Origin of the sequence: Inquilinus limosus DSM 16000 (assembly GCF_000423185.1) — a bacterium.
Lineage (GTDB): Bacteria > Pseudomonadota > Alphaproteobacteria > DSM-16000 > Inquilinaceae > Inquilinus > Inquilinus limosus.
In genome coordinates this window covers 54,626-81,282 of the sequence record NZ_AUHM01000037.1, presented here as the reverse complement: position 1 = coordinate 81,282, position 26,657 = coordinate 54,626, and the positions used below count along the sequence as shown (strand labels likewise).

The following is a 26,657-nucleotide window of genomic DNA, read 5'->3' as shown; positions in this document are numbered from 1 at the left end:
CCTGCTGCCGTGCGCAGCGCCATCGAAGGCACCGGCGCCAAGCTGCGCTTCCTGCCGGCCTATAGCCCAGACTTCAACCCGATCGAGATGGCCTTCTCCAAACTCAAGGCCTTCCTCAAGAAGCTCGCCCCCAGGACCGTCGACGACCTCTGGCAGGCGATCGCACTGGCCGTCGACGCCTTCACACCTGACGATTGCCAGAACTACTTTACTGCTGCCGGATATGACCGCGACTGATCGGAAAATGCTCTAGCGGCAAGGGCCGCAGGTGGCCGGAAGGCCCGCGCCGGCGGAGCGGCGCGGGCCTGCGGCGCAGATCGGACCATCGCCATCTTCCGCAGTGACATACGCTGCGTATGCGCATTGACATACGGCACGTATGCGCCGATATGTCGGCATACGGGGCGTATGTCAGTGCACGCCCCCGAATACCGGAACGCAACGGCCCGGGCGGACGTCCCTCGCCGTTCCCGGCGACACGATGCCGTGGCGGTCGGCCTGCCCTGCCAGACCAGGAGTGAAACGATGGCCAAACGCGATGCGATCTTCCCTGCCGGACGGCAGGCGCTGTACGAGATCAACCGCTATTCGGCGGCGATCCGATCGGGCGATCTTCTGTTCGTCTCGGGCCAGGTCGGCAGCCGCGAGGACGGGTCGCCCGAGCCGGACTTCGCCAAGCAGGTCCAGCTCGCCTTCGACAATCTCGCGGCCGTGCTGAAGGCCGCCGGCTGCACCTTCGACGACGTCGTCGACGTGACCACCTTCCACACCGATCCGGCCAGGCAGTGGGAGACGATCGTCCCGATCCGGCTGAAGATGATCGGCGAGCCGCCCTACCCGAACTGGACCGCGGTGGGCGTGAACTGGCTGGCGGGCTTCGATTTCGAGATCAAGGTCATCGCGCGCCTGCCCCAGGCCGCCTGACCGGCCCGCGACGGACCCGACCGCCCGTCACCGGGCCGGCGCGCAGGCGTCGACGAAAGCCGCCGCGGCGCCGGTCCAGAGCGCGGCGACGATCGACAGCAGGGCGACGGCGCGGGCGATCGCCATCAGATGGCGGGGATCGCCGGCCAGCGCCCCGATCCCCGCGAGCGCGGCCGGCCGGGCCGGCGACCACGCCACCGGCAGGATCGCGGCGACGGCGAGGACCGTAAGGACCGCCGCGAGGACGGCGGTCGCGCCGGCCGGCGCGCCGAGCGCGCAGAGCCAGGCATGGCCGAGATAGATCGCCGTGAACTGCAGGCCCCAGACCACCAGCCCCCACATCAGGAAGGCCAGCGTGCCGAGGGTCGAGGGTTCGCGCCTTCGCATCAGCCCGCCACCCTGGGGAAGCCGTGCACGAGCAGCAGGCCGAACAGGATCTGCCCGACGGTATAGGCGCAGAGCAGCGCGGCGATCTCGTAGCCGACCCGCCGCTCACGGTCGAGGCGGCCGGCCGCGTGGCGGGCGATGGCGACCGCGAGGAGCATGACCACGGCGAAGGCGAGCTGGGCGTCGAGCACACCGGCCATGTAGACCATCGCGCCATAGGCGTTGCCAGTCGGCCGCAGCCCGGCCTGCCAGTGGCTCCAGAGGCTGAGCGCAACCGCGCCGGCGAGGCAGGCCGCGGCCAGCGCGAACAGCGCCGGGGCGCCGAAGCCGCGGCGGCCGGGCGACGGAAGCAGCCGGCCGCCGGCGACGGTCGCCGCCATGCCCGCCAGCGCGAGGCCGGCGGCGCCCAGGGGCCAGCCAGGATGCGGCAGCGCCGGCGATCCCCGCGGCGCCCAGACCTCGGGCGACACGATCCAGAGATAGAGGTAGGAGAAGACGAAGGCGAGATAGAGCGAGCCGGCGACGAGGATCAGCACCGTCGTCGCCCACCAGGAATGCGATATCGGGCCGGTGCTGTAGGTCGGCAGGCGGATGCCGCCGCCGATCTCGACCGGCCCCCGGCCGGGCCCCTTGTCGAGCCCCCAGGTCCAGGCCAGGCAGGCGGCGACGGCGACAACCCCGCAGAGGATGGCGGGGGTGACGAGCTTGACCGTCAGCAACAGGAAGAACGCGGCCGTGAACACCGCGGCGACCACATGCGCGAAGCCCGGCCCGGGCATGCGGATGACGTATTGCGGCCGGCCCTCGATCGCGCTGGTGACGATGGTCTCGCGGCCGCCGGTCGGGGCGTCGGGCAGGAAATGCCGGCCCTCCCTCACCTCCCCCGACAGGTCCGGCTGGTCCCAGAGCGGCTCGCGGCTGGTCACCAGCGGGATGCTGCGGGTCGAATAGACGTTGTTCGGCAGCCATTCCAGCGTGCCCGCGCCCCAGGGATTTTCGGGCCCGCCGGAGGCGCCGATCGCCGGCCGGAAGTTGCGGCAGAGATCGACCACGAACAGCAGCACGCCGGCGGCGAGGACATAGGCGCCGACGGTCGAGACCAGGTTCAGCGTGTTCCAGCCGAGATCGCCGGGATAGGTCCAGACGCGGCGCGGCATGCCGAGCAGCCCGGCCAGGTGCATCGGGAAGAAGGCGATGTGGAAGCCGGCGAACATCAGCCCGAAGACCCAGCGCCCGAGCCGCTCGGACAGCATCCTCCGGCTCACCATCGGGATCCAGTAGTAGAAGGTCGCGAACAGCGGGAACACCATCCCGCCGATCAGCACGTAGTGGAAATGGGCGACGACGAAATAGGTGTCGTGCACCTGGAAGTCGACCGGCACCAGCGCGACCATGACGCCGGTCAGCCCGCCCATGGTGAAGATGACGAGGAAGCCGAGCACGAAGAGCGACGGCGTGGTGATGCGGAAGCGGCCCCGGCTCGCCGCGATCGTCGCGATCCACGAGAAGACCTGGATGCCCGACGGGACCGCCACCGCCATGCTGGCGGCGGAGAAGAAGGCGAGGCTGAGCGACGGGATGCCCGTCGTGAACATGTGGTGGACCCACAGGCCGAAGGAGAAGAAGCCCGTCCCGATCAGCGCGACCACGATCAGGTCGTGCCCCACCAGCGGCCGCCGGGCCATGGTCGACACGATCATCGAGACCAGGCCCGCGGCCGGCAGGAAGATGATGTAGACCTCCGGATGGCCGAAGAACCAGAACAGGTGCTGCCACAGCAGCGGGTCGCCGCCCTTGGCCGCGGTGAAGAAGGGCCAGCCGAAGGACCGTTCGATCTCGAGCAGCATGGTGCCGAGGATGACGGCCGGAAAGGCGAAGATGATCATCGCCGCGAAGATCAGCATCGCCCAGGCGAAGATCGGCATCTTCGCCAGCGACATGCCCGGCGGCCGCGTCTTCAGCGTGCCGACGACGATCTCGACCGCGCCGGCGATCGCCGAGATCTCGATGAAGCCGATGCCGAGCAGCCAGAAGTCGGCATTGTCGCCCGGCGAGAACTCCTTCAGCGTCAGCGGCGTGTACATGAACCAGCCGCCGGACGGCGCGAGGTCGTAGAGGATGGTCGAGAAGAAGACCAGGCCGCCGACGATATAGGCCCAGATCGCGAAGGCGCTGAGCCGCGGGAACGGCAGGTCGCGGGCGGCCAGCATCTGCGGCAGCAGCATGACGCCCAGCGCCTCGACCGCCGGCACGGCGAACAGGAACATCATCGTCGTGCCGTGCACGGTGAACATCTGGTTGTAGAGGTCCTGGCCGACGACGTCGTTCCCGGGCACGGCCAGCTGGGTGCGCATCAGCAGCCCCAGGATCCCGGCCAGCAGGAAGAACAGGAACGCCGCGCCGAGATAGGCGATGCCGACGGTGGTGTTGTTGACGTCGGAGACGATCCGCCAGCCCCGCGGCCGCGCCCAGATCCGCAGCAGCTGCTCCTCCTCGCCCTCCGGACGCGGTCCCGGGTTCGGCAGCCGGTGTCGGGCGTCGTCCTTCACCTAGTCCAGCCCCTCCAGATAGGCGGCGATGGCGGCGAGCTCGTCCTGCGACAGGCTGCGGTAGGGCGGCATCAGGTTGCCCGGCTTGACGTGCTGGTTGTCGGCGATCCAGCGCATGAACGCCTCGGCATCGTTGGGCAGCGCCGCGGCGCCGAGCGAGAGGCGGCCGCCGACATGGGTCAGGTCGGGGCCGATCGTGCCGGCCGCCTCCGTGCCGCGCACGGCGTGGCAGGCGCCGCAGCCGTTCTGCAGGAACAGCTGCAGGCCGCGCCGCGCCGGCTCGGATGCCGGCGGTCGGGCCGGCGCGGCCTCGGCGGCGAGCCAAGCGTCATAGGCAGAGGGTTCGAGCGCCACGACATACAGGGACATCAGCGCATGGGCGCCGCCGCAATACTCCGCGCATTGCGCCCGGCTGACGCCGGCCTCGGTGGCTTCCAGCGTCAGGACATTGGTCCGGCCCGGGATCATGTCGAGCTTGCCGCCGAGCTGCGGCGCCCAGAAGCTGTGGATCACGTCGTCGGTCTCGAGCCGGACCGCGACCGGCCGGCCGACCGGCAGGCGCAGCTCGTTGGCGCTGACGATCCGGCGCCCGTCGCGGTCCTCGTAGACGACCTGCCACCACCAGCGCTTGCCGGTGATCGTCACCCCCGGCCCCTCGGCGCTGCGGGACCGCGCCGCGCCCGCCTGCATCACCAGCAGCCCGCAGGCCAGAAGGGCGCTGAGCACGACGACCGGCAGCACGATGCCGCCGCCGACGACCATCCGGTCGGCGGCGAGGAACCGGCGCCAGCCGGCCGGCCCGTAAAGGGCCAGCGCGGTGGCGATCAGGACCAGGGCCGTGACCACGACCGCGACTCCGGTAACGGTCCAGAACAGCGCGTCGATCTCCTGCGCCTCGGTCCCGCGCGGGACCAGCGCCGACTGGACACCCGCGCAGCCGCAGAGCGGCGCCGCGAGGGCCGGGGCGGATGTCCGGCGGCGGCTCATGGCGCCGCTTCGCCCGCGTCGGTCGCCATCTCCGAGGCGGGCCTCCCGCGGCTCGCGAAAAAGGCGGCCGCGTCCTCGATATCCCGGTCGGTCAGGCGCTTGGCGATCGGCGCCATGATCGCGCCGTAGGGCGTGCCGCCCCGGACACCGTCGCGGAACAGCCGGAGCTGGGTTCCGATATAGCCGGCGGACAGTCCCTCCAGCCGGGGGAACTGGGGCGATCTCCGCCCCGCGTGACAGGCGAGGCAGGGTGGGACGTTCCGTTCGGCAACGCCGCCGGAGGCGATCGCCGCGCCCCGCGCGACCCGCTCGGGGTCCTGGCGCGCGTCGCCGGCCCGGGGCGGCATGGCGGCGAATTCACCGGCGAGCCTTTCCCGTTCCCGGGGCGAGAGCGCCGCGGCGACGGCTTCCATCATGCCGCTCTGGCGCGCGTTGCCGGCGTATTCCTCCAGCGCGCGCAGGAGATAGGCCTTGCTCTGGCCCTGCAGCGCCGGCGCCGGATCCGCCACCGGGGCCCGAACGGCATCGCCATGGCAGAGGGCGCAGCCGGCGGCGCCGGGCCTGTCGGCCATGAAGCCGGAGGGCGTGCCGGCCTCGTCGAGCCCGGCCAGGTCCGCGTAGTCGCCGGGCGACAGGCCGGGGAGCCGGCGGAGGAAGGCGACCACGGGCCAGACCTCGTCGTCCCTGCCGTCGCCGGGCCACTGCGGCATGCCCGTGAACTTCAGCCCATGGCGGACGATCCAGAACAGCTCCCGCGTCTCCCAGTCGGCGACCTTTCCGCCCAGCGCCGGGGCGGCGGGATACATGGCGGCGGCGACGGGGTCCTGGCGGATCCCGGGCCCGGCATGGCAGGGCTCGCAGCCCGCGGCGAAGTGCCGGGCGCCGAGGCGGACGAGGCCGGCGTCGGCGAGGTCGGGCGCCTCGATGCCGGCGCTGTGCGTGTCCACGGAGCGCCAGAGCACCAGCTTGAGCAGCCGGTCGGTGACATGGAAATGCGGGACCGACGCGGCGACGTTGTAGACGCCCGAAAGGACGATGATCGCGGCGAGGACGACGGCGCCGGCCGCGGCGATCAGCGCGCCGAGAGCCAGGGCGCGGCGGCGCGTCGTCGCGGGCGGAGCCATTCAGCCGGCCCTCCGGCCGAGGCGCCAGCCGCCGTCGCGGGCCAGCGCGGCGAGCCAGCGGCGTGCGGTCAGGATCGCCGCCGTTCCGTAGACCAGCGGACAGGCCGTCAGCATCAGCAGCCCGGCGAGCTGCTGGTCCTCCACCCAGAGCCGGGGCGAGGCCGGATCGAAGCAGGCGGGCGGCAGCGCCGGCGTCGCGTAGATCGGGCGCGGAGAGAAGGCGAGGAGGACGCCGAGAAGGCAGAACAGCTTGCCGGTGGCCAGCAGGGCGGCCAGCGGCGTCCAGGCGGCGCGCCGGGCCGCGCGGATCACGGCGAGCCAGAACCAGCAGGCCGACAGGAACAGCGAGAGGTGCATCGCCGCGGCCAGCGCCGGGCTTCGGCAGGCGGCCGCGAACACGGCCGGGAGATGCCAGCCCCAGATCAGGACGGCCTGGAGAGCCGTCGCCGGAAGGAGGCGGATGGCGTCTGCCGCCGCCCGACCGTGGGCGAGGCGATCCCACGCCACCACGCACAGCGGCGCGGCCATGTTCATCGCCGCGAGATGCGCCGCCATATGCTGGGTCAAAAATCCCTCGGCCATGAACATGGAATCGGGAACACGACGTTTCGAACGACCGTTCCTCGCCCTCCCCTGCGGCGACGGTGCGGGGGATCGCGGCCGGCGCGACACGACGTTCCATGGCCTTAACCATGGCCGTCCCGCTCCCAATATCGGCCCGGAGGCTCTTTCCTCGACACGATGAGGTCCCGACAGCCCATGCCGCGTGCCGCTTCGAGCGACTCCTTCCAGGCGCTTCCCGCTTCGGTCCCCGAGACCGAGCGCCGGATCGGCGTCGAGATCGAGTTCATGGGCCCCAGCGCCCGCCGGGCGGCGCAGGCCCTGGCCGCGGATATCGGAGGCGACGTCGTCGCGGAGGACGCCCATGCCTTCGCGGTGCGGGGCACCGTCCTGGGCGACATGGCGGTGGAGCTCGACCTGCGCTACGCCCACCCGCAGCGGCACGGCAAGACCCTGCCGGTCCGCATCGGGCCGAAGGCCGCCGCGGGGCTGGGGTGGCTGGTGTCCGGCGTGGTGCCGCGCGAGCTGATCATCCCGCCGCTGCCGGTCGAACGGCTGGCGGAGGTCGACCACATCCTGGATGTGCTGCGCGCGGCCGGCGCCGGGGGGAGAGGCGCGACACTGTTCGGGTCGCTGGGCCTGCACTTCAACATCGAGGCGCCGGCCGCGGACCTGCGCCGGATTACCGCCGTGATGGTGGCGTTCGGGCTGATGGAACCATGGCTGCGCCGGGAGATCGCGCAAGGGCGGAGCCGCCTGGAGCGGCACCTGCCCCCGCCCTACCCGCCGGAGTTCCTGCATCGGATCGCGGCGCCCGACTACCGGCCCGACCAGGCCGGGCTGATCGACGACTACCTCGCCGCCAACCCGACCCGCGACCGCGGCCTGGACCTGCTGCCGCTGCTGCTGAGCCTGGATGCGCCGCGGGTGCGGGCGAGGCTGCCCTACGAGAAGATCGCCAGCCGTCCGGTCTTCCACTATCGGCTGCCTCTGGCCCATCTCGGCGAGACCGGGTGGAGCATCGCGGCGGACTGGAACCGCTGGGTGGCGGTCGAGAGGCTGGCGTCCGACGCCGAGAGCCTGGCCGCGGCTGCCCGCGCCTATCGGGCCGAGGGCAGCGCCTGGCCCGCCGGAGGCGGCCCCCTCCCCCGGGACGCCGCCGCGGCGCTCAAGGCCTAGGATCGTGCGGCCGGAGCGCGCCGGGAGGCCATGGCCCTCTCCGCCTCCGAAGATCCGGCCCGTTCGGCTTTAAAGATTGCGCATTGCGGGACAGGATCACGATGATAGTGTAGGGATATATTGCTGCCTTACTGCAGCAATTGTGTAAATTTCGCGCCAATCAAGTCCGTTGGCGAACTTTATTGTGATTTTTAGTTAATTCTAAAGAGGAGAGGAATATGACCCGCCCCGATCGCGACAGCACCGTCGTGCGTGCGGTCATCCATCCCGGGATCGGCATCTGCCGGATCGGCGACAGCAAGACGGAGTTCTTCATCGGGCCGGAGGTCGTCGACCCGCCGCCGTCGAAGGCGCCGCCCCCGTCCTTCTATCGAGACGGCACCGGGGCGATCAAACGGCAGGCCGCCCGGTTCCGGCTGTACGGCTACAACGCCGCCGGCGAGGTGGTGTGCGAACTGACGCCGGACAATGCCGATATCACCTGGACGGTCCACCTCGTCAACCGCAAGGCGCAGTGGTACCAGTTCCAATACGCGCTCGACATCCCCGAGGCCGCGGACGCCCCGGACAACGCCTTCCCGCTGCGGAACCCGAAGGTCGGCGACCGATCCAGACTGGCCATCGACCCCGGTCCCCGCAGCATCTCCGGACGCTCGGTCTCGGGAGGGCCGGACCATGCCTTCGACACGGGCACCTTCCAGGCCGCAGGCCCGCAGCCGGTCACGGTGCCGCTCGGGGAGATCCGGACCGACGAGCACGGGCGGCTCCTCGTGCTCGGCGGCACCGGCGACTCCGCCTCTCCGACGGGGGCGCCGGTCTATGACCCGGCCGTCCCGACCAGCTTCAACAATGCCGACGACTGGTACGACGACACATCCGACGGCCCGGTCACGGCCAGGGTGTCGGTCGACGGCGTCGAGCTGCCGGTCGAGCCCGCCTGGGTCGTCGTCGCCCCGCCGAACTATGCGCCGGATGTGGTGAGCTGGCGGACGATGTACGACCTGATGGCCGATGTCTTCGTCCAGGCCGGATCGCTGATCCCGCCGGAGACCCCGTCGTTCAGCCGGGACATCCTGCCGATCCTGAACCGGCTGTCGCGGCTGGGCTGGGTCAACAAGGGCTTCGCCGCCTATTTCGGCAAGGGCGGCCCGATGGATTTCGAGAACCCGGAGTTCATCGCCAAGCTGGCGCACCAGCCGCGACGGCCGCACGAGGCCGATCCCTATGCCGAGCTGCGCCGGGCGATCTATCACTGCTTCCGCCCCCCGCTGCCGAGCGTCGCCGAGCCGGTGGCCTGGCCGCATGTCTGGCCGTGGATCTACGGGGATGCCTTCGGCAGCTTCCCCGAGAACGGCCCCGGCAACATGCTGGCCATGACCGGACTGCAGGAGCTTCTGCTGCGGCGATGGGTGGAAGGCCGGTTCGTCGCCGACTGGCCGGCGGCCGCGCCGCCCTCCGCCTCGATCGACGAGGTGCCGCTGGCCGAGCAGCCGGAGATGCTGGACCGGGCGGCGCTGCACTACTGCCTCGCCGACACCTTCCATCCGGGCTGCGAGATGACGTGGCCGATGCGCCACGCCACGCTCTACGCGAAGCCGTTCCGCATCCGCCATCGCGCGGCGGACGCGCACGAGCCGGATTACGGCTCGACCTTGACGCCCGGCAAGGTCCGGCTGGTCGACGGCCCCCTCTACGGACAGCGCCCCGGCGACATCACGCGCTGGATGGCGCTTCCCTGGCAGGGCGACACGGCGTTCTGCCGGTCGGGCTACGATCCGGAGTTCGACCCATATCTGCCGACCTTCTGGGCGGCGCGCGTGCCCAACCAGGTGCTGACGGAGGAGGACTACCGCAAGGTGATCGATCCGTCGCTGGAGCGCGAGGAGCGGCTGGCCGCGTACAACCAGCGGCGGTCCTGGCTTCGCGCCATCCAGGAGCCCGACGTGGCCCCGACGATGATGCTGATGATCAAGCATTTCGGTGAACTCGGCATCGTCGAAGTCCGGCCGGGCGTGAAGGATGATCCCGATTTTCCGGAGTATCTCTACGTCGAGACGCTCGCCGCCGGGCATATCCGGGAGGCGGCGATACAGGCGGCCGCGCGCCTCGAAACGGCCGGCCGGCCGCTGAGCAATGTCGAGAAGGCCGGCTGGGCCAGCCGCGAGCAGCTCGACGCATTCCGCTCGGTCCGCGTCCGGCGGCGATGAGGCTCGGGGAGGCTGGGCGCTGGGACGTCGTCGTCGCCGGCGCCGGCCCGGCCGGCGCGACCGCCGCGCGAATCCTGGCGCGCAGCGGTCTCGCCGTGCTGATGGTCGACCGCTTGGCGAAGGCGACGCCCAAGATCGGGGAGACCCTGCCCGAAGCGGCGCTGCGGCTCCTGGACCGCCTCGGTCTCGGCGGGATCGCGGCGGCGCGGGACGAGCCCGACGGGCCGCATTGGCCGGTCGGGGGATCGCTGGTCGCGTGGAACACCGACACGCTGGTTCCGACCGACGCGCTGCGCGACCCCGCGGGACGCGGGCTGCGCCTCGACCGGCGGAGATTCGACGCGGATCTCAGGGCGGCCAGCATCGCCGCCGGCGTCGTGCACCGGCCGGCGGATGTCGCCGCCGTCGCCCGGTCCGGCCAGGGGTGGACCATCGATCTCGACGACGGGGGTGCCACGCACGCCGCCTGGATCGTCGACGCGACCGGTCGGCGCGCCCGCATCGCCCGGCTGCTCGGCGGCTCCCGCCGATGGGCCGCGCCGTTGGTCGCGCTCTACGGAACCGGCGTGCCCGGGCGGAACGCCGATCTCGACCGGACCGTCATCGAAGCGCGGCCGGACGGCTGGATCTATGCGGGGCGGCTCGGCACGGGGCGCTGGGTGTTCGGCTATCACACCCGGCCGCGGGAAGCTGCCCGGCTGCGGTCGTCCAAGCGCCCCGGCGAGATCTTCGCGGGCGCCCCCGGCCTTGACGGGCTGCTCGGCCCCGTGCGCTTCGATCCCGGTCTCGTGGCGCTCGACGCCAGGGGCGGCGCGCTCGACCCGCCCTGCGGCGCCGGGTGGGTTGCCTGCGGCGACGCCGCGCTCGCCTTCGATCCGGTCGCGGGGCAAGGCCTGTTCAACGCGCTGCGCTCCGGCCTCGCCGCCGCCGAGATGGTCGCCGGGGCGATGGCGGGCGGTGCGGAGGCGGGCCGCTATGTCGACGAGATGGCGCGGGTCGCCGAGATCTATGCCATGCGCCGCCGCGCGCTCTACCGGGCGGAGCGCCGCTGGGCCGACCGGAGCTTCTGGCAGGGACAGGCGCTGATCGATCCGCCACCGGACGTCGTCCGGCCTCAGGCGGCCACCCGGCTCGCCGGTTCGATTTCGTAGACGGTGAGCGGTGCGCTCTTGCCTTTGACCGTGATCGGGTCGAGGGCGCGGGTGGTGAGCGGCAGGTCGCGTCGTGACGTCGTCGCGGCCTCGACCACGGCCGCGGTCGCCAGCGTCTGGCGCGGCTTCGCCGCCGAGCACAGGCGTGCGGCGACATTGACGCGATCTCCGAGCACGGTGAAGTCCATGCGATCCCGCGCCCCGATCGCGCCCATCACCACCTCGCCCATATCGATGCCGATGCCGATCGACAGGCCCTGGTCCGGGTTGGCGGCCGAGACGTCAGCCATGTGCTGCTGCATGGCCACGGCGCAGCGGAGCGCGTCGGCGGCCATGGACGGCCCCTGGAACACGGCCATGACCTGGTCGCCGACGAATTTGTCGATGTCGCCGTTGTGGGCGGCCACCAGATCGGCCTGCGCCGCGAGGTAGAAATTCAGCGTCTCGATCACCGTCTCCGGATCCCGGGTTTCGGCGAAGGCCGTGTAGCCGCGAATATCGGCGAAGAGGATCGCGACTTCGCAGCGGCTTCCGCCCAGATGGACGCCGGTCTCGTCCGAATGCTGGATAGCGTCCATCGTGCCGTGCGACACGAATTTGGCGAGCTCGAACCGTTCGTTGATCTGCACGATCATGTGGTTGATGCGCTTCGCCAGCTCGCCGATCTCGTCCCTGGAGCGCACGGTCCTGACCTGGACGTGGTAGTTTCCCTTGGCCACCTCGTTCGCGGCCTCTCCGATCGCCAGGATCGGGCGGCTGATGCGGTGCGCGAACACGGCCGCCCCCAGCACCGCGACGGCGAGCCCGCCGACCACCCAGAAGAACAGGCTGTCGATCATGACATCGGCGGCGTAGTAGGCGTCCGCCTCCTTCTGCTCGACGATGACGGCCCAGTCGAAGCTGCGGGTGAAGGCGAAGGTGCCGAGCATCGGCGTGCCGTCCGGCCGCAGATAGGTGTCGACGCTGATCGCGCGCGAGCGGTTGCCCTCGCGGGCGGCCAGCGCCTCGCTGACGATGTCGCGCCGGCCCAGCTGCTTGACCCGGCCGGCCTCGTCCAGCTCGGTGTCGAAGAGCTTCCGCCCTTCCGCGTCGACCGTCGTGATCATGCCGACCTGACGGAACGGCTGGCTCATGATGAAGCCCTGGATCCGGCCGAGATCGATCCTCGCCGAGAGGACGGCGCGCGCTCCGCTGAACCGGCTTGCCAGCGGCAGCGCGACGGTCGCGAGCCAGGTCTCGGTCTTCGGCTCGTAGACGATGGCGGTGATCCGCGCCGCCGTGTCGTCATCGGCAGCCGCCGTGGCCAGCATCACCTCCGGCGACGCCCGCAGCACGTTCAAGGGCTGGATCCCCGCCTCGGTGAGCCTCGTGCTGAACCGGTCCTGCGAGATCACCAGCGGCAGGCGGCCGCCGTCGAGGGTGATCTGCAAGGCGACGATGTCCGGCAGCTGGGCGATGCCGTGGGTGAGGATGGCGACCTTCTCCCCGACGCTGATCTTGTCGCTGTCGATGGCGCTGCGGATCAGCAGGAGCGGGGCGAGCCAGGCGCGCTCATAGATGTCATCGATCTGCCCCGTCACCTCGCGGACCGTCGTGACCAGCCGCTCATTGGCCGCGCTCTTCATCTCGTCGCGGGCGATCCGGATCAGCGACTGCCCGGCGAACAGCAGCGGCAGCGCCGCGATCAGCGCCGAGAACAGCAGCAGCTTTCGGCGGAGGCTCAGCGACAGGAGCCTGCGGCGGAGGTTCAGCGACATGACGCCATGCCGTCGCCCTCAGTTTCGAGCGTCGGCCGCGGGCACCTCGGTCACCAGCATCGGAGAACGCTGGCGGACCGTGACGATGGTGCGGGCGGACGCCTGGCCGCAGGGCAGACCCGAGCTGTCGGTCACCGTGAGCTCCACCGGGATATCGCCGGTCTGCCGGAACAGATGGCGGACGCGCTCACCCGACTCGACCGTGCCGTCGCCGATCCGCCACACATGCGTGAGACCACCGCCATCGGGGTCGCTCGACCGGGAGCCGTCGAGGAGAACAGCATCCGCCGCGCCGCCCACGAAGGCCTCGAAAGCCGGCCCCGGATCGGCAACCGGCGGCGCGTTGACCACCACCCGCGCCGACCGGCGGATCGCGGCGCAGCTCGTGTCCGTGTCGTCCGTCACGGTGAGCGCGACGTCGTAGGTCCCGGGCGTCTCGAAGACATGGGTGGCCTTCGCGCCTTCGGCGCCCGCGCCGTCGCCGAAATCCCACTGATAGCGGACGATGCGGCCGTCGGCGTCATAAGACTGCGTGCCGTCGAAGGCGACCTCGGTCATGGGGCAGACGAGGCGCTGCGGGCCGGGGACCGGCACCGGCGGCCGGTTGACGTGGAGGATACGGGTCTGCGGCCGGCGGCTGGCGGTCAAGGCCTGGCCGTCGTCGGGAATGACCGTCACGTCATAGCGCCCCGGCCGCTCGAAGCGCCGGATGAAGGTGCGAGCGCCGTCCGTCTCGCCGGCATCGCGCCAGCCGTCCTCCGCCGGCTTCGCCGCAGCCGTCCCTTTGACGACGAGACGGACATCCTCGCCCGTGCAGGCGGCGACCGGCAGGCCGATGACGGGCGCCGGCGGCGGGCGCACGACCAGCGCCGTCTCCACCGTCGCGGAAGAGTTCTCCACACCGGCTTCATCGGCGACCGTCAGGCGGAGCTTGTAGGTGCCGGGGGTGGCGAAGCGATGATTGACCAGGACCCCGGACGCCTTGCCGCCATCCCCGAAATCCCAGTCATACGCCGCGATCGCCCCGTCCGGATCATGCGACCGGCGGGCGTCGAGAAACAGCTCCTCACCCGCGGAAATGCTTTCGGGCGCCGTGATCACCGCGACCGGCGGGGCGTTGATGTCCACGACATGCGTTCCGGTCACGCGCTGACAGGTGGGCGATGTCGCATCGCTCACCACCGTCAGGGCGACCTTCTTCCGGCCGGGTTCGGTGAAGACATGCCGGACGACGGCGCCTTCGGCGGTCTTGCCGTCGCCGAAATCCCAGCTCCAGCCGGTGATCCTGCCCCCCGGCATTTCCGAGCCCGAGCCGTCGAAGGTGACTTCGCCGAGCGGAGCCGCCGCGCGCGCAACGATCCTGACGACCGGTCCCTGCAGGATCCTGACCGACATCTCGTCGATCGAGTGCGGATCGCATCGGCCGACGCGCTGGCCTTCGATCTTCAGGAACGCCCGGTAGTCGCCGGGGCGTTCGTAGATGTGGTTCGGCCTCTCGCCGATGGCGAATTTGCCGTCGCCGAAATCCCAGTCGTATCGCTTGATCGTCCCGTTCGGATCGAAGGAGCGCGACGCATCGAAATCGATCGGAGACATCGCGCAGGCTTCGATGTCCGGGCCGGCATCCGCATGGGGGCCCTGGTCGACCTTGATCGAAACCCTGTCGACATCGACGCTGTTCGGCAGGTTCGCGCTGTCCCTCACCGACAGGGTGACCGGATAGACCCCCGCGCCACGGTAGGTCTTGGTAGGGTTGACGATGTCGGAGGTCGTCCCGTCGCCGAAGTCCCATGCGTAGCGCAAGGCGCCGCCCTGCGGATCGAGGGATTTCGACCCGTCGAAGGTGATCACGTCCCCGGTGCAGACCTCGCGGTTCCCGCCGGCATCCGCGACCGGCGGCTGGTGGATGACGAGGGATCTGGCGGTCTGGTCGGTGGAGTTCCGTAGCCCCTTCCCGTCGTCGACGACGAGGATGATCGGGTAGGTCCCGGCGACCGCATAGCTGTGCTGGACCTTCGCGCCGGTGGCGGAGCCGCCGTCGCCGAAATCCCAGCGATAGGTCAGGGCATCGCCGTCCGGATCGATCGAGGCCGTGCCGTCGAAGGAGACGATCAGGCTTTCGGTCAGCGTATCGCGGCCCGCATCGGCGACCGGCGCGTGGTTGACCGCGATCGCGATCTCGCGGGAATCGAAGCCGTTGGCCGCGCCGCTGTCGTCGACCACCGTGAGGCGGGCGGTGTAGAGCCCGGGCGCGTCGAATGTCCGTTCGACCTGTGCGCTGGACACGGGGGCGCTGTCGTCGCTGAAGTCCCAGCGATAGCTGACGACCCGGCCGTCCGGATCATAGGAGTTCGCGGCGCTCAGCCTGACCACGTCGCCCGGCGCGGCGATGAGATCGGCGCCGGGGTCGGCGACCGGCGCGGCGTTGACGGTGATCCTGGCCTCCTTGTAGTCGACGGCCTCGGAATGGCCGCTGTCGTCGGTCACGGCCAGCCGGACGTCGTAGATCCCCGGCCGGTCGAAGCTGTGCGACGCGACCCTGCCCTTCGCCTCGCTGCCGTCACGGAAATCCCAGCGATACTCGACGATGTCGCCGTCCGGGTCGAGCGAGCGGCTGCCGTCGAGCACGACCTTCTCGCCGGGCGCGACGATGCGGTCGGGCCCGGGATCGGCAATCGGGCGGGCATTGACCACCACGGTCATGCCGTCGGTCGCCGAGTTCCATTTGGTTCCCGACGCATCCGTCACCGTCAGGCGGACCTGATAGCGGCCAGGGGCCTCGTAGACATGGGTCGGGCTGGGCCCGGTGCCGGTGCTGCCGTCGCCGAAATCCCAGGCGTATGCGGCCACCGCATCGTCCGGATCGGTGGAGCCGGTGCCGTCGAAGATGACGGCGCTGGCCGTGACCAGCTGGTCGGGGCCGGCCGAGGCGACCGGGGGATTGTTGACGCGCACGCTCAGCACGCTTTCACCCGTGGCCGAGCTGGTCCCCGAGTCATCCCGGACGGTGAGCCGCACCTGATAGGTGCCGGGCCGGTCGAAGGCGTAGGTGGTCTCCTCCCCCGTCCCCTTGTCGCCGTTGCCGAAATCCCAGTCCCAGGTCAAAAGGCGGCCGTCCGGGTCGCTGGAGGCGGATCCGTCGAACACCAGAGGCTCGCCGATGGCGGCCGATTTGTCGGCACCGGCGACCGACACAGGCGGGGCATTGACAACGATGGTGGTCGTGGCCGCCGCCGTCGAATTGGGCAGCCCGGCGTCGTCCGCGACGGTCAGGCTGACGGTGTAGGTGCCGGGCCGGTCATAGGCATGGGACAGCTGGGCGGCGTCGCTCCGCGCGCCGTCGCCGAAGTCCCAGGAATAAGCCGTGATCCGGCCATCGGGATCGAAGGACTGGCGGGCATCGAAGGCGATGGCCTCGTCCACCGAGACGCGCCGCGCGGGGCCTGGCGCGGCGACCGGCGGCGTGTTGACGACGATCGAGGCTTCCGCGGTATCGGCGCCGCAGGGCTGGCCGGAACCGTCATCAGCCGTCAGGCTGACGAGATAGCGGCCCGGCCGGTCGAACCGCCGGCCGACGCGGGCCCCTTCGAGCGTGTTGCCGTCGTTGAAGCGCCAGGTCAGGCGCTTGATCGGCAACCGGCCCGCGACCGACGTGCTGCCGTCGAAGGCGACGTCCGCGCCGACCGAGGCGGAGAGCGGGGCCTCGATGCGGGCATCCGGCGGCACCGGCACATCGACCTCGACATCGGCCGCGGCGCCGTCGCCGATCCTGGCGGAGGAGCCGAGGATCTCCAGTCGGGCCTTGTACCGGCCCGGCGACCTGTAGTCATGGCGGACGAGCGGGCCTTCGGCGGTGGAGCCGTCGCCGAAATCCCACCGGTAGGTGAGATGCCCGCCCTTCGGGTCCACGGAGCGGCCGGCGTCGAAGGACAGCGATCCACAGGCCGCCAGCTCCGACTGGTCGATCTCAGCCTTCGGCCGGACGAGGGCCGGCCAGAGCGTCACCGGAAGCTCGAACCGCACGGGCTTGCCGGCGGCATCGGCGATCATGAAGGTGGCGTCGTTCGGCATCTCCACGCCGCGGCCGAATTCGAGAGCGGCCTCGCCCACCCCGGGATCGAGAGGAAGCTCGGTCGCCTGCCATTCGTCCTGACCGGAGGCCTTGAGCGGGACCGAGGAGAAGGCGGTCGTCAGATCGAGGGTCCCGAAGGCCAGGTCGAAATTGTGGACGACCAGCCGGTCGGCCTCCGCGGGCGGACGGAACCGCAGCTCGGCGAAGGATCTCGGATCGGGGACGCGGACCACCGGCCGGTAGGTGAAGATCTCCAGGCCTTCAGGCTTCAGATGCCTGGTTTCGCGGGCGCTCACCGCCACGTCGAAGACATTGCCGGCGGCCCCCTCCAGGCCCTGCACCAGCAGACGGAAGACCCTCCGCCCGTCGACGGCTTCGCCCTGGCGCGGATCGACGACGGCCACCGTCCTCCATTGGCCGACCGCATCCGGCTCGTCGCCGAAGGTCTTCTCCGCGATCAGCGTGCCCGCAGCCGACTGCTCCGGCGGTGGAGCGGCGGGAACGAGCGGCGGGACCGCGACGGCGCCGGAGCCGCCGAACACCGCGTAGCGGGTCCGGCTCGCCCCGGGCGGGCCTATCGACTGGTCGTATTCCGCGCTGATCCCGGGATCGAACACATTGATCCACAGCCGCTCGCCCGATCCCTCGGGCACGCCGATATAGATCGTCTGCTCGCGGTAGAAGTCGCCTTCGCGGGTGAGCGCCTTCGGGCCGTAGGTGATGAGGGCGGGCCTTTCGTCGGCCCGCACCGGCGATGTCCATCCACCCGGCAGAACCGCCAGGGCGATGACGACCAACGTTCCTTTCGTTCGACCTGCCTTCATGCCCATGGCCCCGACCGAGCCTGCCCCAGATGATCTCCCGCTCACTCGATGCGGTAGGACTGCCGATTGCCGGCCGCGTCGGTGAGATCCACAGTCCTGACCGCCGCCGCCCTCAGCCCGCCGCGCGGCACGGGAAGCGAACCCTGATAGCTCTGCGTGGCCCGGTTGAACCGCAGCACGGCATCGGCGGTCTCCGATCCGTAGGCCACGGTCGCGATCGCGGTCGCCGCCAGCCCCGAGCTGTCGGAGGCGCTGACCTCGACGGCCGCGAAGGAGCCGGCATCACCCGCTTCGGGGATGATCTTCGCCGAGACCAGCCGCGGCGGATCCTTGTCGAGCGTGATCGTGAACCGGGCGACCTCGGTGTTGTCGAGCGTATCGGTGGCGACGAGTTCGATCGGATTGTCGCCGACGCGCAGGCTGACGATCTCGTCGAAAGCGCCATCCTTCAGCCCGACCTCACGGCCATTGATCAGGAGCGTAGCGTCGGCCTTGGCCACCCGGCCTCTGACGAACAGCGTTTCAGATGCGGTGAGGCGGGACAACTCCTCCGAAAGAGTGATGGTCGGCCGCGTGCGGTCGACCACGACCTCGATCCCGTGCGCCGTGCGGAAGCCCGAGGGCGCGGTCACGACGATCGAGAGCGCCTCCTCGTCGGCGCCCAGCCCGATGTTGAGGGCGAAGCGGCCGGCTGAATCGCTGGCGGTCGATCCGCGCAGAATGCCGTCGGCTCCGACGATATCGATGCGGGAGTCCGGTTTCGTGCGGCCGGAAAGGGACGCGACGTCCCCGCTGCTCAGGATTCGGCCCCCCGGATCGCGCGCAACCGCGGCATCCAGGACGACCGCCTCCGACCGGTCCGGCATGTGGCTGAACCGGCGCAGGAGCCGGGTGGCATTGCCCGCAGGGTCGGTCGCGACGATGTCGACGCGATTTTCCCCCTCGCTGGCGGCCACCGGGCCGGTGAACCGCCCCAAGGCCGTCACGTCGACCGGGCGGCCGTTCACGGTGACGGCGGCGCCCGGCTCGGTCTCGCCCCAGATCTCGACCACGGCGTCACGCTCGATCGCCCCCTCGCCCGGCGCGTCGATCCGCAGGAAAGGTGCGACCTTGTCGATCGCCACGGTGAAGCGCCAGGGGGCGCTTCGCTCGCCGGGCAGGCCGAAAGCGTCGAGGGCCGAGACCCGCCAGTAGTATTCGCCGGGAGGCAGGCGTTCGACACGGAAGGCGGGCTTCGGAAGGCCGAACTCGGACACCAGCATGGTGTCGAACGCCTGGTCGGCGCCGATCTCGAGCCAGTAGCCCCCGGCCCCCTCGGAGCTCGCCCAGGCGAGATCGAAGGATGTGGCGTAGACGATGCCGTCGTTCCCGGGCGCGGACAGGCGGGGCGGGTCGAGGACGCCCCGCTTCTCGGTGGCCTCGCCCTTGGCGGAGAGGACGAGCCCCTCGTTTCGGCCCAGCACGACCGTTTCGCTGCTGGTGGCGACGGCGACGGGCCGATCGTCGTAGTTGGTGAATTTGGCGCCGGCGTCGCCGCTGCTGACCCAGAAGTCGCCGGACTCGATGCGGGCCTGCGCCTCCGGGATCTCGACTTCGAAGCTGGTGCGTTCGCTCTCGCTGGCCAGAAGGGCGTAGAAGTCGCCCTCGATCAGGCTGACCTTCGCTTCCTCATGCCGGGTCAGCGGGTCGTAGCGCATCTGCTGGATGATGGCGTTCGAATTGGCGTTGAGCCTGAGCCTGCTGGCATCGCGGAAGGTGAGCTGGGCCGTCGATTCCGACAGGGTGCGGACCTTTTCCTGCTCCTCGAGCAGGGCACGGAGCTGAATGTCGTTCCACGCCAGGTCCTTCGGCTTCTGGGCTTCGACCCACCCGTTCTTGTCGGTCAGCAGCGCTTCGGCCGCCTCGTCGCGCCGGTCTTCCGAGATGGCGAGGGCCTTCGCGGCCTCCGAATGGGATTCGAGCGCGAGGTCCTTGGCGTCGGCCCAGGCGCGTTCGATACGGCGGCCGAGCGCCCGATCATAGAGGCCGATGGCACGGCCGATCTCGTCCGGCGCGAAGAGCTGGGCCCCCGCTAGGTTCGCCAGCCTGATCTGGTCGGCGCAGCGTGCGAGGGCGCGCTCCGCGGCGGCGATGAGATCCACGGGGATCCGCAGCGGCTGGCCCGGTGCCAGCTGGGTGACCGAGGCCACACCGCTGGCCTTGAGGATCTCGGGCCAGAGATCGGGGTCGCCCAGATACCGCTCGGACAGCTGCCGGACGGTCTGGTTCGGCTCGAGGCGGATTTCGATGGTCTCGGCCCGGGCGGCCGAAGGCGAAACGATGAGGACAAATAGCAGCGCGGCCAGGGCATCCGGAGCGGCCCATTCAGCCCATTTGATCAGGCGGAAACGATCCAAGAACGCCTCCGGACCCGCGAAGGACCCCGATGGCTCCTCTCAAAAGCTCGCGGATTCTGCTGGAGCCAAACGCCAGATCCGGTGGTTTCTTTCGATCTACTTCTGCAAAATTGGCATTAATTGTCCCATAGATGATAAGAAATGTCCTTGAGAGAAATTTCCTGTCACGCCTTAGGTTCCCAGCCGGATATCCGCTTCCGCGACGCCGGAGCGATCTACCGGGACCATCCCTGTCCTTACGCTGGATTGGAGATCTCGATCAGGTTCTGGTCCGGGTCGCGGAGATAGACCGAGCGGATCGGGCCGGTGGCGCCGGTGCGGGGCACCGGGCCTTCCTCGATGGCGATGCCGAGGCGCTGGAGATGGGCCATCACCTCCTCCAGCGGCGTCGCGGCGATGAAGCAGAGATCGGCCGAGCCCGGCGTCGGCCGCAGCGCCTTCGGCTCGAACTCCCGCCCCGCCTGGTGCAGGTTGATCTTCTGGTCGCCGAAGCGCAGCGCCTTGCGGTGGCTTCCTTCCGGTGTGCTGGCGCCGAAGGTCTCGACCGTCATGCCGAGCGCGCTCGTGTAGAAGTCGCAGGTCGCCTCGATGCTGGCCACGGTCAGCACCAGATGGTCGAGATGGTCGATGCGGATCATCGCGAGCGCTCCTTCCAGCCGTCCGATACCATGAAGATGGCAAGGGGCTGCAGCAGCGCTACCCCGCTGCGACCGTCAGCGCCACCCGCCTTCGCGGCGGAACAGGTCGCCCCCGACCTCGAGCACCCCGTCGGCGACGGTGCCCATGGCGGTGAACCCGGAATCGTCGGCGAAGAAAAGCTGGCCCGGCCCCCGGATCTCCCAGCGGCCGGTATAGGCGCTGCGCCGGGCGCCGCGCGCCTCGTCATAGCGGCCGCCGGCCAGCAGCTCGAGGCGGATATGGCCGTTCTCGGTCACCCACAGGCCGATGAGATCGGCTTCGGAAAGGTCGGTGCGTGTCATGTCGATGGCCTGTGCGGGAAGGGTCGGGGATTGGGCCTCGGCGGCCGGGGCGGAGAGAACCGCCCAGGCGGCCAATGCGATGCGGGACGGCACCATCGTCGCCTCCGCTCAATAGGCCTGGGCGGTCGGGCGCACGACCAGCTCGTTGACGTCGACCTCCGCCGGCTGGGCGATCGCGTAGCCGATCGCCCGCGCGATGGCACCGGCCGGGATCAGGTCACGCCGGTAGTCCTCGATCGCGGCCCGCCGCAGCTCCGGGTCGGAGATGCCGTTGGCCAGCTCGGACTCCGTCGCGCCCGGCGCCACCACCGTGACCCGGATACCGCCGCCGATCTCCTGCCGCAGCCCTTCGGAGAAGGCGCGGACAGCGTATTTCGTCGCCGAGTAGACGGCGGCCGTCGGAACCACCCGGCGGTCGGCGATCGAGGTGACGTTGACCACATGGCCTGAGCCCTGGGCCCGGAACACCGGCAGCGCCGCGGCGACGCCGTACAGCACGCCCTTGAGGTTGACGTCGACCATCCGGTCCCACTCCTCGACCTTGAGGTCCGAGACCGGGGACAGCGGCATCACCCCGGCGTTGTTGACGATCACGTCCAGCCGGCCGAACTGCGCCGCCGCGGCCTGGACGAAGGCCGCGACATCCTCCCGGCTGGTGACGTCCAGGCGCTGCAGCGCCACACGACCGCCATCGCGGCGGATCTCTTCCGCCACCGCCTCCAGCCGGTGCAGCCGGCGGGCGCCCAGCATCACCGCGGCGCCGGCTGCGGCGAGGTGGCGGGCGGTGGCCTCGCCGATGCCGCTCGACGCGCCGGTGATGGCGACGACTTTGCCTTCGATGCTCGACATGGGGTTCTCCATCAGCCGCGGCGTCCTTCGCCGCTGCCGGGACCCTATGGCTTGACCGTTCAGGACACGAGCGCACAGTGGACATCATTTCGATGACTGGAAGTCGTTCTTATGACCTTCGATGGACGCCTGCTGAGCGGGATCAGCGCCCTGGCCGCCGTGGTCGAGGCCGGCAGTTTCGTGCGCGCGGCCGACAGCCTGGGCCTGACCCAGTCCGGCGTCAGCCGCGCGATCGCCCGGCTGGAGGGCCGGCTGGGCGTGCGCCTGTTCGACCGCACGCCGCGCGCGATCACGCTGACCGAGGAGGGCCGCCGCTTCTATGACGGGGTGATGCCGCATCTGACCGGCATCGCGGAGCGGGCGGCCGAGGTTTCGGGCGCCGCCACGGCGGTGCGCGGGCGGCTGCGGGTCAATGCCGACGCCGCCTTCGGCCACACCGTCCTCGCGCCGCGCCTGGCCGGCTTCATGGCGCGCCATCCGGAGATCGAGCTGGAGTTGGTGGTCCGCGACCGCATCGGCGACCTGGTGGCCGAGGGCTTCGACATCGCCCTGCGCTTCGGCGAGCCGGAGCCGTCGGGCCTGAACAGCAGGCTGCTGCTGGAGACGCGGGTCCTGACCTGCGCCTCACCCGGCTATGTCGAGCGCCGCGGCCGCCCGCGGCACCCGGAGGACCTGGTCCGCGACGGCCATGAATGCATCCTGGTGAAGGAGGCCGCCACCGGCCGGCCCTATGAGTGGGAGTTCCGGCGCAAGGCGGAGGTGGTGTCGGTGCCGGTGAAGGGCCGGCTGACCGTCAATGATTCCGGCAGCCTGATCGGCGCCCTGCTGGGCGGCCAGGGCGTCGGCCAGCCGCTGGAGTTCAGCGTGCGCGACCTGCTGGCGTCGGGGCAGCTGGTCCGGCTGCTGCCAGACTGGTCGGACGAACGCTTCCCGGTCTACGCCTATCACCGCTCGCGCGGCCTGCCGCCGGCCCGGGTGCGCGCCTTCCTCGACTTCGTCTTCGAGATCGCGGTGTAGGCAGGAAGAAGGGGCGCCGAAGCGCCCCTTCCTGTCTCGTCGTCAGGCCGCGGCGGCGAGCGGCTGGGGCTCGAGCACCAGCCCTTCCTCGGCCGCGGTCACCTTGACCGTGCTGTCGTCGGCAACGCGGCCCTCCAGGATCGCAGTCGCCAGCGGGTTCTGCAGCTCGCGCTGGATCACCCGCTTCAGCGGCCGCGCGCCGTAGACCGGGTCGTAGCCCTGCTCCGCCAGCCAGGCCTTCGCCCGGTCGTCGAGCTCGAGCACGATCTTGCGGTCCTCGAGCAGCCGGCGCAGGCGGCCGAGCTGGATCTCGACGATGCCGGTCATGTTCGCCCGGCTGAGCCGGCGGAACACGATCATCTCGTCGAGCCGGTTCAGGAACTCCGGCCGGAAGTGCTGGCGCACCGCCATCAGCACCTTCTCGCGGCTGACGAAATCGATCTCGCCCTCGTCGCCGCCCTGCTCGATCGAGGCCAAGGCGAGATGCTCCGAGCCCAGATTCGAGGTCATTACGATCAGCGTGTTGCGGAAATCGACCGTCCGCCCCTGGCCGTCGGTCAGGCGGCCGTCGTCCAGCACCTGCAGCAGCACGTTGAAGACGTCCGGATGGGCCTTCTCGACCTCGTCGAACAGCACCACTTGGTAGGGCCGGCGCCGCACCGCCTCGGTCAGAGCCCCGCCCTCGTCATAGCCGACATAGCCCGGCGGCGCGCCGATCAGCCGGCTGACGGCGTGCTTCTCCATGTATTCCGACATGTCGATGCGGACCATGGCGGTCTCGTCGTCGAACAGGAACTCGGCCAGCGCCTTGGTCAGCTCGGTCTTGCCGACGCCGGTCGGGCCCAGGAACAGGAAGCTGCCGATCGGCCGGTTCGGGTCCTGCAGCCCGGCGCGGGCGCGCCGCACCGCATTGGCGACCGCGGTCACCGCCTCGTCCTGGCCGACGACGCGCGACTTCAGCTTCTCCTCCATGTGGAGCAGCTTCTCGCGCTCGCCCTCCAGCATCTTGTCGACCGGCACGCCGGTCCAGCGGCTGACCACCGCGGCGATGTCGTCGGCCTGCACCTCCTCGCGCACCATGTGCGAGGCCTGGGCCGCGTCGGCCTCGGCGAGCTTCTTCTCGAGATCCGGGATCACGCCGTAGGTCAGCTCGCCCGCCCGCGCCCAGTTGCCGGCGCGCTGCACCTGCTCCAGCTCGGACCGAGCCTGGTCCAGCTGCTCCTTCACCTTGGTGGCGGCGGACAGCTTCTCCTTCTCCGCCGTCCAGGCGGCGGTCAGGGTCGAGGACTGCTCCTCCAGCTCCGCCAGCTCCTGCTCCAGCTTGGCGAGGCGGTCCTTGGAGGCCGCGTCGGTCTCCTTCTTCAGGGCCTCGCGCTCGATCTTGAGCTGCATGGCGCGCCGGTCCAGCGCCTCGATCTCCTCGGGCTTGCTGTCGACCTGCATGCGCAGCCGCGACCCGGCCTCGTCGACCAGGTCGATCGCCTTGTCCGGCAGGAACCGGTCGGTGATGTAGCGGTGCGACAGGGTGGCCGCCGCCACGATGGCGCCGTCGGTGATGCGCACGCCGTGGTGCAGCTCGTACTTCTCCTTCAGGCCGCGCAGGATCGAGATCGTGTCCTCGACCGTCGGCTCGGCCACGAAGACCGGCTGGAAGCGCCGGGCCAGCGCCGCGTCCTTCTCGACATGCTTGCGGTACTCGTCGAGCGTGGTGGCGCCGACGCAGTGCAGCTCGCCGCGCGCCAGGGCCGGCTTCAGCATGTTGGAGGCGTCCATGGCGCCTTCCGCCTTGCCGGCGCCGACCAGCGTGTGCATCTCGTCGATGAACAGCACGATCTCGCCGGCCGCGGCCGTCACCTCCTGCAGCACGGCCTTCAGCCGCTCCTCGAACTCGCCGCGGAACTTGGCGCCGGCGACCAGCGAACCGAGATCGAGCGCCAGCAGGCGCTTGTTCTTCAGGCTCTCCGGCACGTCGCCGTTGACGATGCGCAGGGCGAGGCCCTCGACGATCGCGGTCTTGCCGACGCCGGGCTCGCCGATCAGCACCGGGTTGTTCTTGGTGCGGCGCGACAGCACCTGGATGGTGCGGCGGATCTCCTCGTCCCGGCCGATCACCGGGTCGAGCTTGCCCGACCGCGCGGCCTCGGTCAGGTCGCGCGCGTATTTCTTCAGCGCGTCGTACTGGCTCTCGGCCGAGGCGCTGTCGGCGGTGCGGCCCTTGCGCATGGCGTCGATGGCGCGGCTCAGCGCCTGCGGCGTGATCCCGGCCTGGGCCAGGGCGCGGCCGGCCTCGCTGTCCTTGGCGATGGCGAGCGCCAGCAGCAGCCGCTCAGCCGCGACGAACTGGTCTCCGGCCTTCTTCGCCTGCTCCTGCGCCTGGTCCAGCACGCGCGCCAGCTCGCGGCTCAGATAGACCTGGGCGCCGCCGCCCTCGATCTTGGGCTGCTTCGCCAGCGCCTGCTCCACCACCTGGGCCGCCGCCTCGGGCCGGCCGCCGGCGCTGCGGATCAGGTTGGCCGCGAGCCCTTCCTCGTCGTCCAGCAGCACCTTGAGCAGATGCTCGGGCAGAAGCTGCTGATGGCCGCGGGTCACCGCCGCGGTCTGGGCGGCCTGGAGGAATCCCTGGCTGCGCTCGGTGAACTTCTGAAGGTCCATAAACTCTGTCTCCACTGTCCGGCAGGATCGTCTTGCACGAAGCCCGACCCCGCCTTGATCCACGTCAGTGCGATCCGGGAGGATGCAGGACTGATGTAGGGGTGTGGCCCTGCGGCCACAAGGGTGGCCGGGAGCCCGCCGCCGCGAACGGACCGGCACGAAGCCGGTCCCATTCGCGCATAGCGGCGATCCTCGGTGCGCTGATTGTTTCCGCCGGCAGGATCGCGCTAGGGTCTTCGTCCGATCCGTTGCCAGTCAGCGCCATCATGACCGTCGCCCGCCTCGCCGCCCTCTTCCGCTATCCCGTCAAGGGCCTGGCCGGGCAGAAGCTCGCCGCCATCGACCTCGCCCCGGGCGAGACGCTGCCCCACGACCGGCGCTTCGCCATCGTGCACGGCGCCAGCCAATGCGACCCCGCGGCGCCCAGCTGGCAGCCGAAGCGGCAGTTCCTGCAGCTGCTGACCGACGAGCGGCTGGCGCAGCTGGGCATCGACTACGATGACGCCACCGAGGCGCTGACGCTGAAGCGCGACGGCAAGCAGGTGGCGCGCGGCCTGCTGTCGATGCCGATCGGGCAGGAGCTGATCAACCAGTTCCTCAACGCCTTCATGAAGGACCCGCGCGGCGCACTGAAGATCGTCTCCGCCCCCGGCGTCGCCTTCACCGACAAGCCGGAGAAGCTGGTCTCGCTGATCAGCCTGGCCTCGGTGAAGGACATCGAGCGGGTGACGCGCGCCCCGGTCGACCCGCGCCGCTTCCGCGGCAACCTCATTCTCGAGGGCGTGCCCGCCTGGGCCGAGTTCGACTGGGTCGGGCGGGAGCTGGCGATCGGGCCGACGCGGCTGCGGGTCGTGTCGCGCATCACCCGCTGCGCCGCGACCAACGTCAACCCGGCGAGCGGCGACCGCGACCTGAACATCCCCAAGGCCCTGATGACCGGCTTCGGCCACGCCGATTGCGGCGTCTACGCCGAGGTGCTGGCCGGCGGCCGGATCGCGGAGGGGGATGCGGTGACGGTTGCGTAGATCTCCGACGGCGGCG

19 protein-coding genes are annotated in these 26,657 nt (G+C 70.5%); 7 read left to right on the top strand and 12 right to left on the bottom strand.

The features are described from left to right. Both G537_RS0126050 and G537_RS0126045 read left to right on the top strand, forming a co-directional pair. Positions 1-237: transposase (locus G537_RS0126050; RefSeq protein ID WP_026872550.1), on the top strand; the 237-nt coding region annotated here is incomplete at its 5' end. Between the two features lie 288 nt (positions 238-525). Continuing rightward, a complete protein-coding gene (locus G537_RS0126045) occupies positions 526-924 on the top strand; it encodes a RidA family protein (RefSeq protein WP_026872612.1) in 399 nt (132 codons plus the stop codon). A gap of 27 nt (positions 925-951) precedes the next feature. On the opposite strand, the gene G537_RS0126040 is transcribed toward G537_RS0126045, so the two are convergent. Genes G537_RS0126040 through G537_RS0126020 form a run of 5 tightly spaced genes read right to left on the bottom strand, consistent with a single transcriptional unit; the run spans position 952 to position 6,553 of the window. Then, positions 952-1,311, bottom strand: a complete 360-nt coding sequence (locus G537_RS0126040) for a hypothetical protein (protein ID WP_026872611.1) — start codon at positions 1,309-1,311, stop codon at positions 952-954. Then, on the bottom strand, positions 1,311-3,860 hold the full coding sequence (ctaD, locus tag G537_RS0126035) for a cytochrome c oxidase subunit I (RefSeq protein WP_026872610.1): 2,550 nt from the start codon (positions 3,858-3,860) through the stop codon (positions 1,311-1,313). The genes G537_RS0126040 and ctaD overlap by 1 nt, the downstream gene beginning before the upstream one ends. Further along, positions 3,861-4,847 (bottom strand): c-type cytochrome, encoded by a 987-nt coding sequence (locus G537_RS0126030; RefSeq protein ID WP_026872609.1) that lies wholly within the window; start codon positions 4,845-4,847, stop codon positions 3,861-3,863. Then, positions 4,844-5,971: a c-type cytochrome gene (locus G537_RS39920; RefSeq protein WP_064742215.1), complete on the bottom strand. Its 1,128-nt coding sequence runs from the start codon at positions 5,969-5,971 to the stop codon at positions 4,844-4,846. Before G537_RS39920 ends, G537_RS0126030 begins: the two co-directional genes overlap by 4 nt. Further along, positions 5,972-6,553 carry a cytochrome c oxidase assembly protein gene (locus G537_RS0126020; RefSeq protein WP_034853069.1) on the bottom strand — a complete coding sequence of 194 codons (582 nt, stop codon included), beginning with the start codon at positions 6,551-6,553 and terminating at the stop codon, positions 5,972-5,974. Positions 6,554-6,730: 177 nt separating this feature from the next. Here G537_RS0126020 and G537_RS39915 point away from each other — a divergent pair, with 177 nt between their 5' ends. The 3 genes from G537_RS39915 to G537_RS39910 all read left to right on the top strand — a co-directional run bounded on the left by G537_RS39915 (position 6,731) and on the right by G537_RS39910 (position 11,069). Beyond that, positions 6,731-7,711 carry an amidoligase family protein gene (locus G537_RS39915; protein ID WP_064742214.1) on the top strand — a complete coding sequence of 327 codons (981 nt, stop codon included), beginning with the start codon at positions 6,731-6,733 and terminating at the stop codon, positions 7,709-7,711. A gap of 218 nt (positions 7,712-7,929) precedes the next feature. After that, the gene (locus G537_RS0126010) at positions 7,930-9,918 is read left to right on the top strand and encodes a LodA/GoxA family CTQ-dependent oxidase (protein ID WP_026872607.1); all 1,989 of its coding nucleotides are present in this window, start codon (positions 7,930-7,932) and stop codon (positions 9,916-9,918) included. Beyond that, positions 9,915-11,069: an NAD(P)/FAD-dependent oxidoreductase gene (locus tag G537_RS39910; RefSeq protein WP_051249146.1), complete on the top strand. Its 1,155-nt coding sequence runs from the start codon at positions 9,915-9,917 to the stop codon at positions 11,067-11,069. The genes G537_RS0126010 and G537_RS39910 overlap by 4 nt, the downstream gene beginning before the upstream one ends. Here G537_RS39910 and G537_RS42365 read toward each other — a convergent pair. The 6 genes from G537_RS42365 to G537_RS0125975 all read right to left on the bottom strand — a co-directional run bounded on the left by G537_RS42365 (position 11,033) and on the right by G537_RS0125975 (position 21,947). After that, entirely contained in the window at positions 11,033-12,826 is a 1,794-nt protein-coding gene (locus G537_RS42365; protein ID WP_051249145.1) for an adenylate/guanylate cyclase domain-containing protein, read from the bottom strand. The genes G537_RS39910 and G537_RS42365 overlap by 37 nt on opposite strands. 18 nt (positions 12,827-12,844) lie before the next feature. Continuing rightward, the gene (locus G537_RS44770; protein ID WP_026872606.1) at positions 12,845-17,695 is read right to left on the bottom strand and encodes a PKD domain-containing protein; all 4,851 of its coding nucleotides are present in this window, start codon (positions 17,693-17,695) and stop codon (positions 12,845-12,847) included. A gap of 68 nt (positions 17,696-17,763) precedes the next feature. Then, positions 17,764-20,118 (bottom strand): FecR domain-containing protein, encoded by a 2,355-nt coding sequence (locus G537_RS0125990; protein WP_026872605.1) that lies wholly within the window; start codon positions 20,116-20,118, stop codon positions 17,764-17,766. Between the two features lie 236 nt (positions 20,119-20,354). Further along, positions 20,355-20,756 (bottom strand): VOC family protein, encoded by a 402-nt coding sequence (locus G537_RS0125985; RefSeq protein ID WP_034853055.1) that lies wholly within the window; start codon positions 20,754-20,756, stop codon positions 20,355-20,357. 75 nt (positions 20,757-20,831) lie between these two features. Then, positions 20,832-21,194, bottom strand: a complete 363-nt coding sequence (locus tag G537_RS45200) for an Atu4866 domain-containing protein (protein WP_034853054.1) — start codon at positions 21,192-21,194, stop codon at positions 20,832-20,834. Positions 21,195-21,206: 12 nt separating this feature from the next. After that, positions 21,207-21,947, bottom strand: a complete 741-nt coding sequence (locus G537_RS0125975; protein ID WP_026872603.1) for an SDR family oxidoreductase — start codon at positions 21,945-21,947, stop codon at positions 21,207-21,209. A 111-nt stretch (positions 21,948-22,058) separates the two neighbouring features. Between G537_RS0125975 and G537_RS0125970 the strand changes: the two genes are divergently transcribed. Next, entirely contained in the window at positions 22,059-22,964 is a 906-nt protein-coding gene (locus G537_RS0125970) for a LysR family transcriptional regulator (protein ID WP_026872602.1), read from the top strand. 42 nt (positions 22,965-23,006) lie between these two features. Here G537_RS0125970 and clpB read toward each other — a convergent pair whose 3' ends face one another. Then, entirely contained in the window at positions 23,007-25,616 is a 2,610-nt protein-coding gene (gene clpB / locus G537_RS0125965; protein ID WP_026872601.1) for an ATP-dependent chaperone ClpB, read from the bottom strand. A gap of 266 nt (positions 25,617-25,882) precedes the next feature. On the opposite strand from clpB, the gene G537_RS0125960 reads away from it, so the two are divergent. Further along, positions 25,883-26,641 carry an MOSC domain-containing protein gene (locus G537_RS0125960; RefSeq protein WP_034853053.1) on the top strand — a complete coding sequence of 253 codons (759 nt, stop codon included), beginning with the start codon at positions 25,883-25,885 and terminating at the stop codon, positions 26,639-26,641. The last annotated feature ends 16 nt before the right edge of the window (positions 26,642-26,657 follow it).

Excerpts from the sequence above, each read along its gene's own strand:
- G537_RS0126045 (WP_026872612.1), top strand. The coding sequence starts at position 526 with ATGGCCAAACGCGATGCGATCTTCCCTGCCGGACGGCAGGCGCTGTAC.
- G537_RS0126040 (WP_026872611.1), bottom strand. The coding sequence starts at position 1,311 with ATGCGAAGGCGCGAACCCTCGACCCTCGGCACGCTGGCCTTCCTGATG.
- G537_RS0126030 (WP_026872609.1), bottom strand. The coding sequence starts at position 4,847 with ATGAGCCGCCGCCGGACATCCGCCCCGGCCCTCGCGGCGCCGCTCTGC.
- G537_RS39920 (WP_064742215.1), bottom strand. The coding sequence starts at position 5,971 with ATGGCTCCGCCCGCGACGACGCGCCGCCGCGCCCTGGCTCTCGGCGCG.
- G537_RS0126020 (WP_034853069.1), bottom strand. The coding sequence starts at position 6,553 with ATGGCCGAGGGATTTTTGACCCAGCATATGGCGGCGCATCTCGCGGCG.
- G537_RS39915 (WP_064742214.1), top strand. The coding sequence starts at position 6,731 with ATGCCGCGTGCCGCTTCGAGCGACTCCTTCCAGGCGCTTCCCGCTTCG.
- G537_RS0126010 (WP_026872607.1), top strand. The coding sequence starts at position 7,930 with ATGACCCGCCCCGATCGCGACAGCACCGTCGTGCGTGCGGTCATCCAT.
- G537_RS39910 (WP_051249146.1), top strand. The coding sequence starts at position 9,915 with ATGAGGCTCGGGGAGGCTGGGCGCTGGGACGTCGTCGTCGCCGGCGCC.
- G537_RS42365 (WP_051249145.1), bottom strand. The coding sequence starts at position 12,826 with ATGTCGCTGAACCTCCGCCGCAGGCTCCTGTCGCTGAGCCTCCGCCGA.
- G537_RS0125985 (WP_034853055.1), bottom strand. The coding sequence starts at position 20,756 with ATGATCCGCATCGACCATCTCGACCATCTGGTGCTGACCGTGGCCAGC.
- G537_RS45200 (WP_034853054.1), bottom strand. The coding sequence starts at position 21,194 with ATGGTGCCGTCCCGCATCGCATTGGCCGCCTGGGCGGTTCTCTCCGCC.
- G537_RS0125975 (WP_026872603.1), bottom strand. The coding sequence starts at position 21,947 with ATGTCGAGCATCGAAGGCAAAGTCGTCGCCATCACCGGCGCGTCGAGC.
- G537_RS0125970 (WP_026872602.1), top strand. The coding sequence starts at position 22,059 with ATGACCTTCGATGGACGCCTGCTGAGCGGGATCAGCGCCCTGGCCGCC.
- clpB (WP_026872601.1), bottom strand. The coding sequence starts at position 25,616 with ATGGACCTTCAGAAGTTCACCGAGCGCAGCCAGGGATTCCTCCAGGCC.
- G537_RS0125960 (WP_034853053.1), top strand. The coding sequence starts at position 25,883 with ATGACCGTCGCCCGCCTCGCCGCCCTCTTCCGCTATCCCGTCAAGGGC.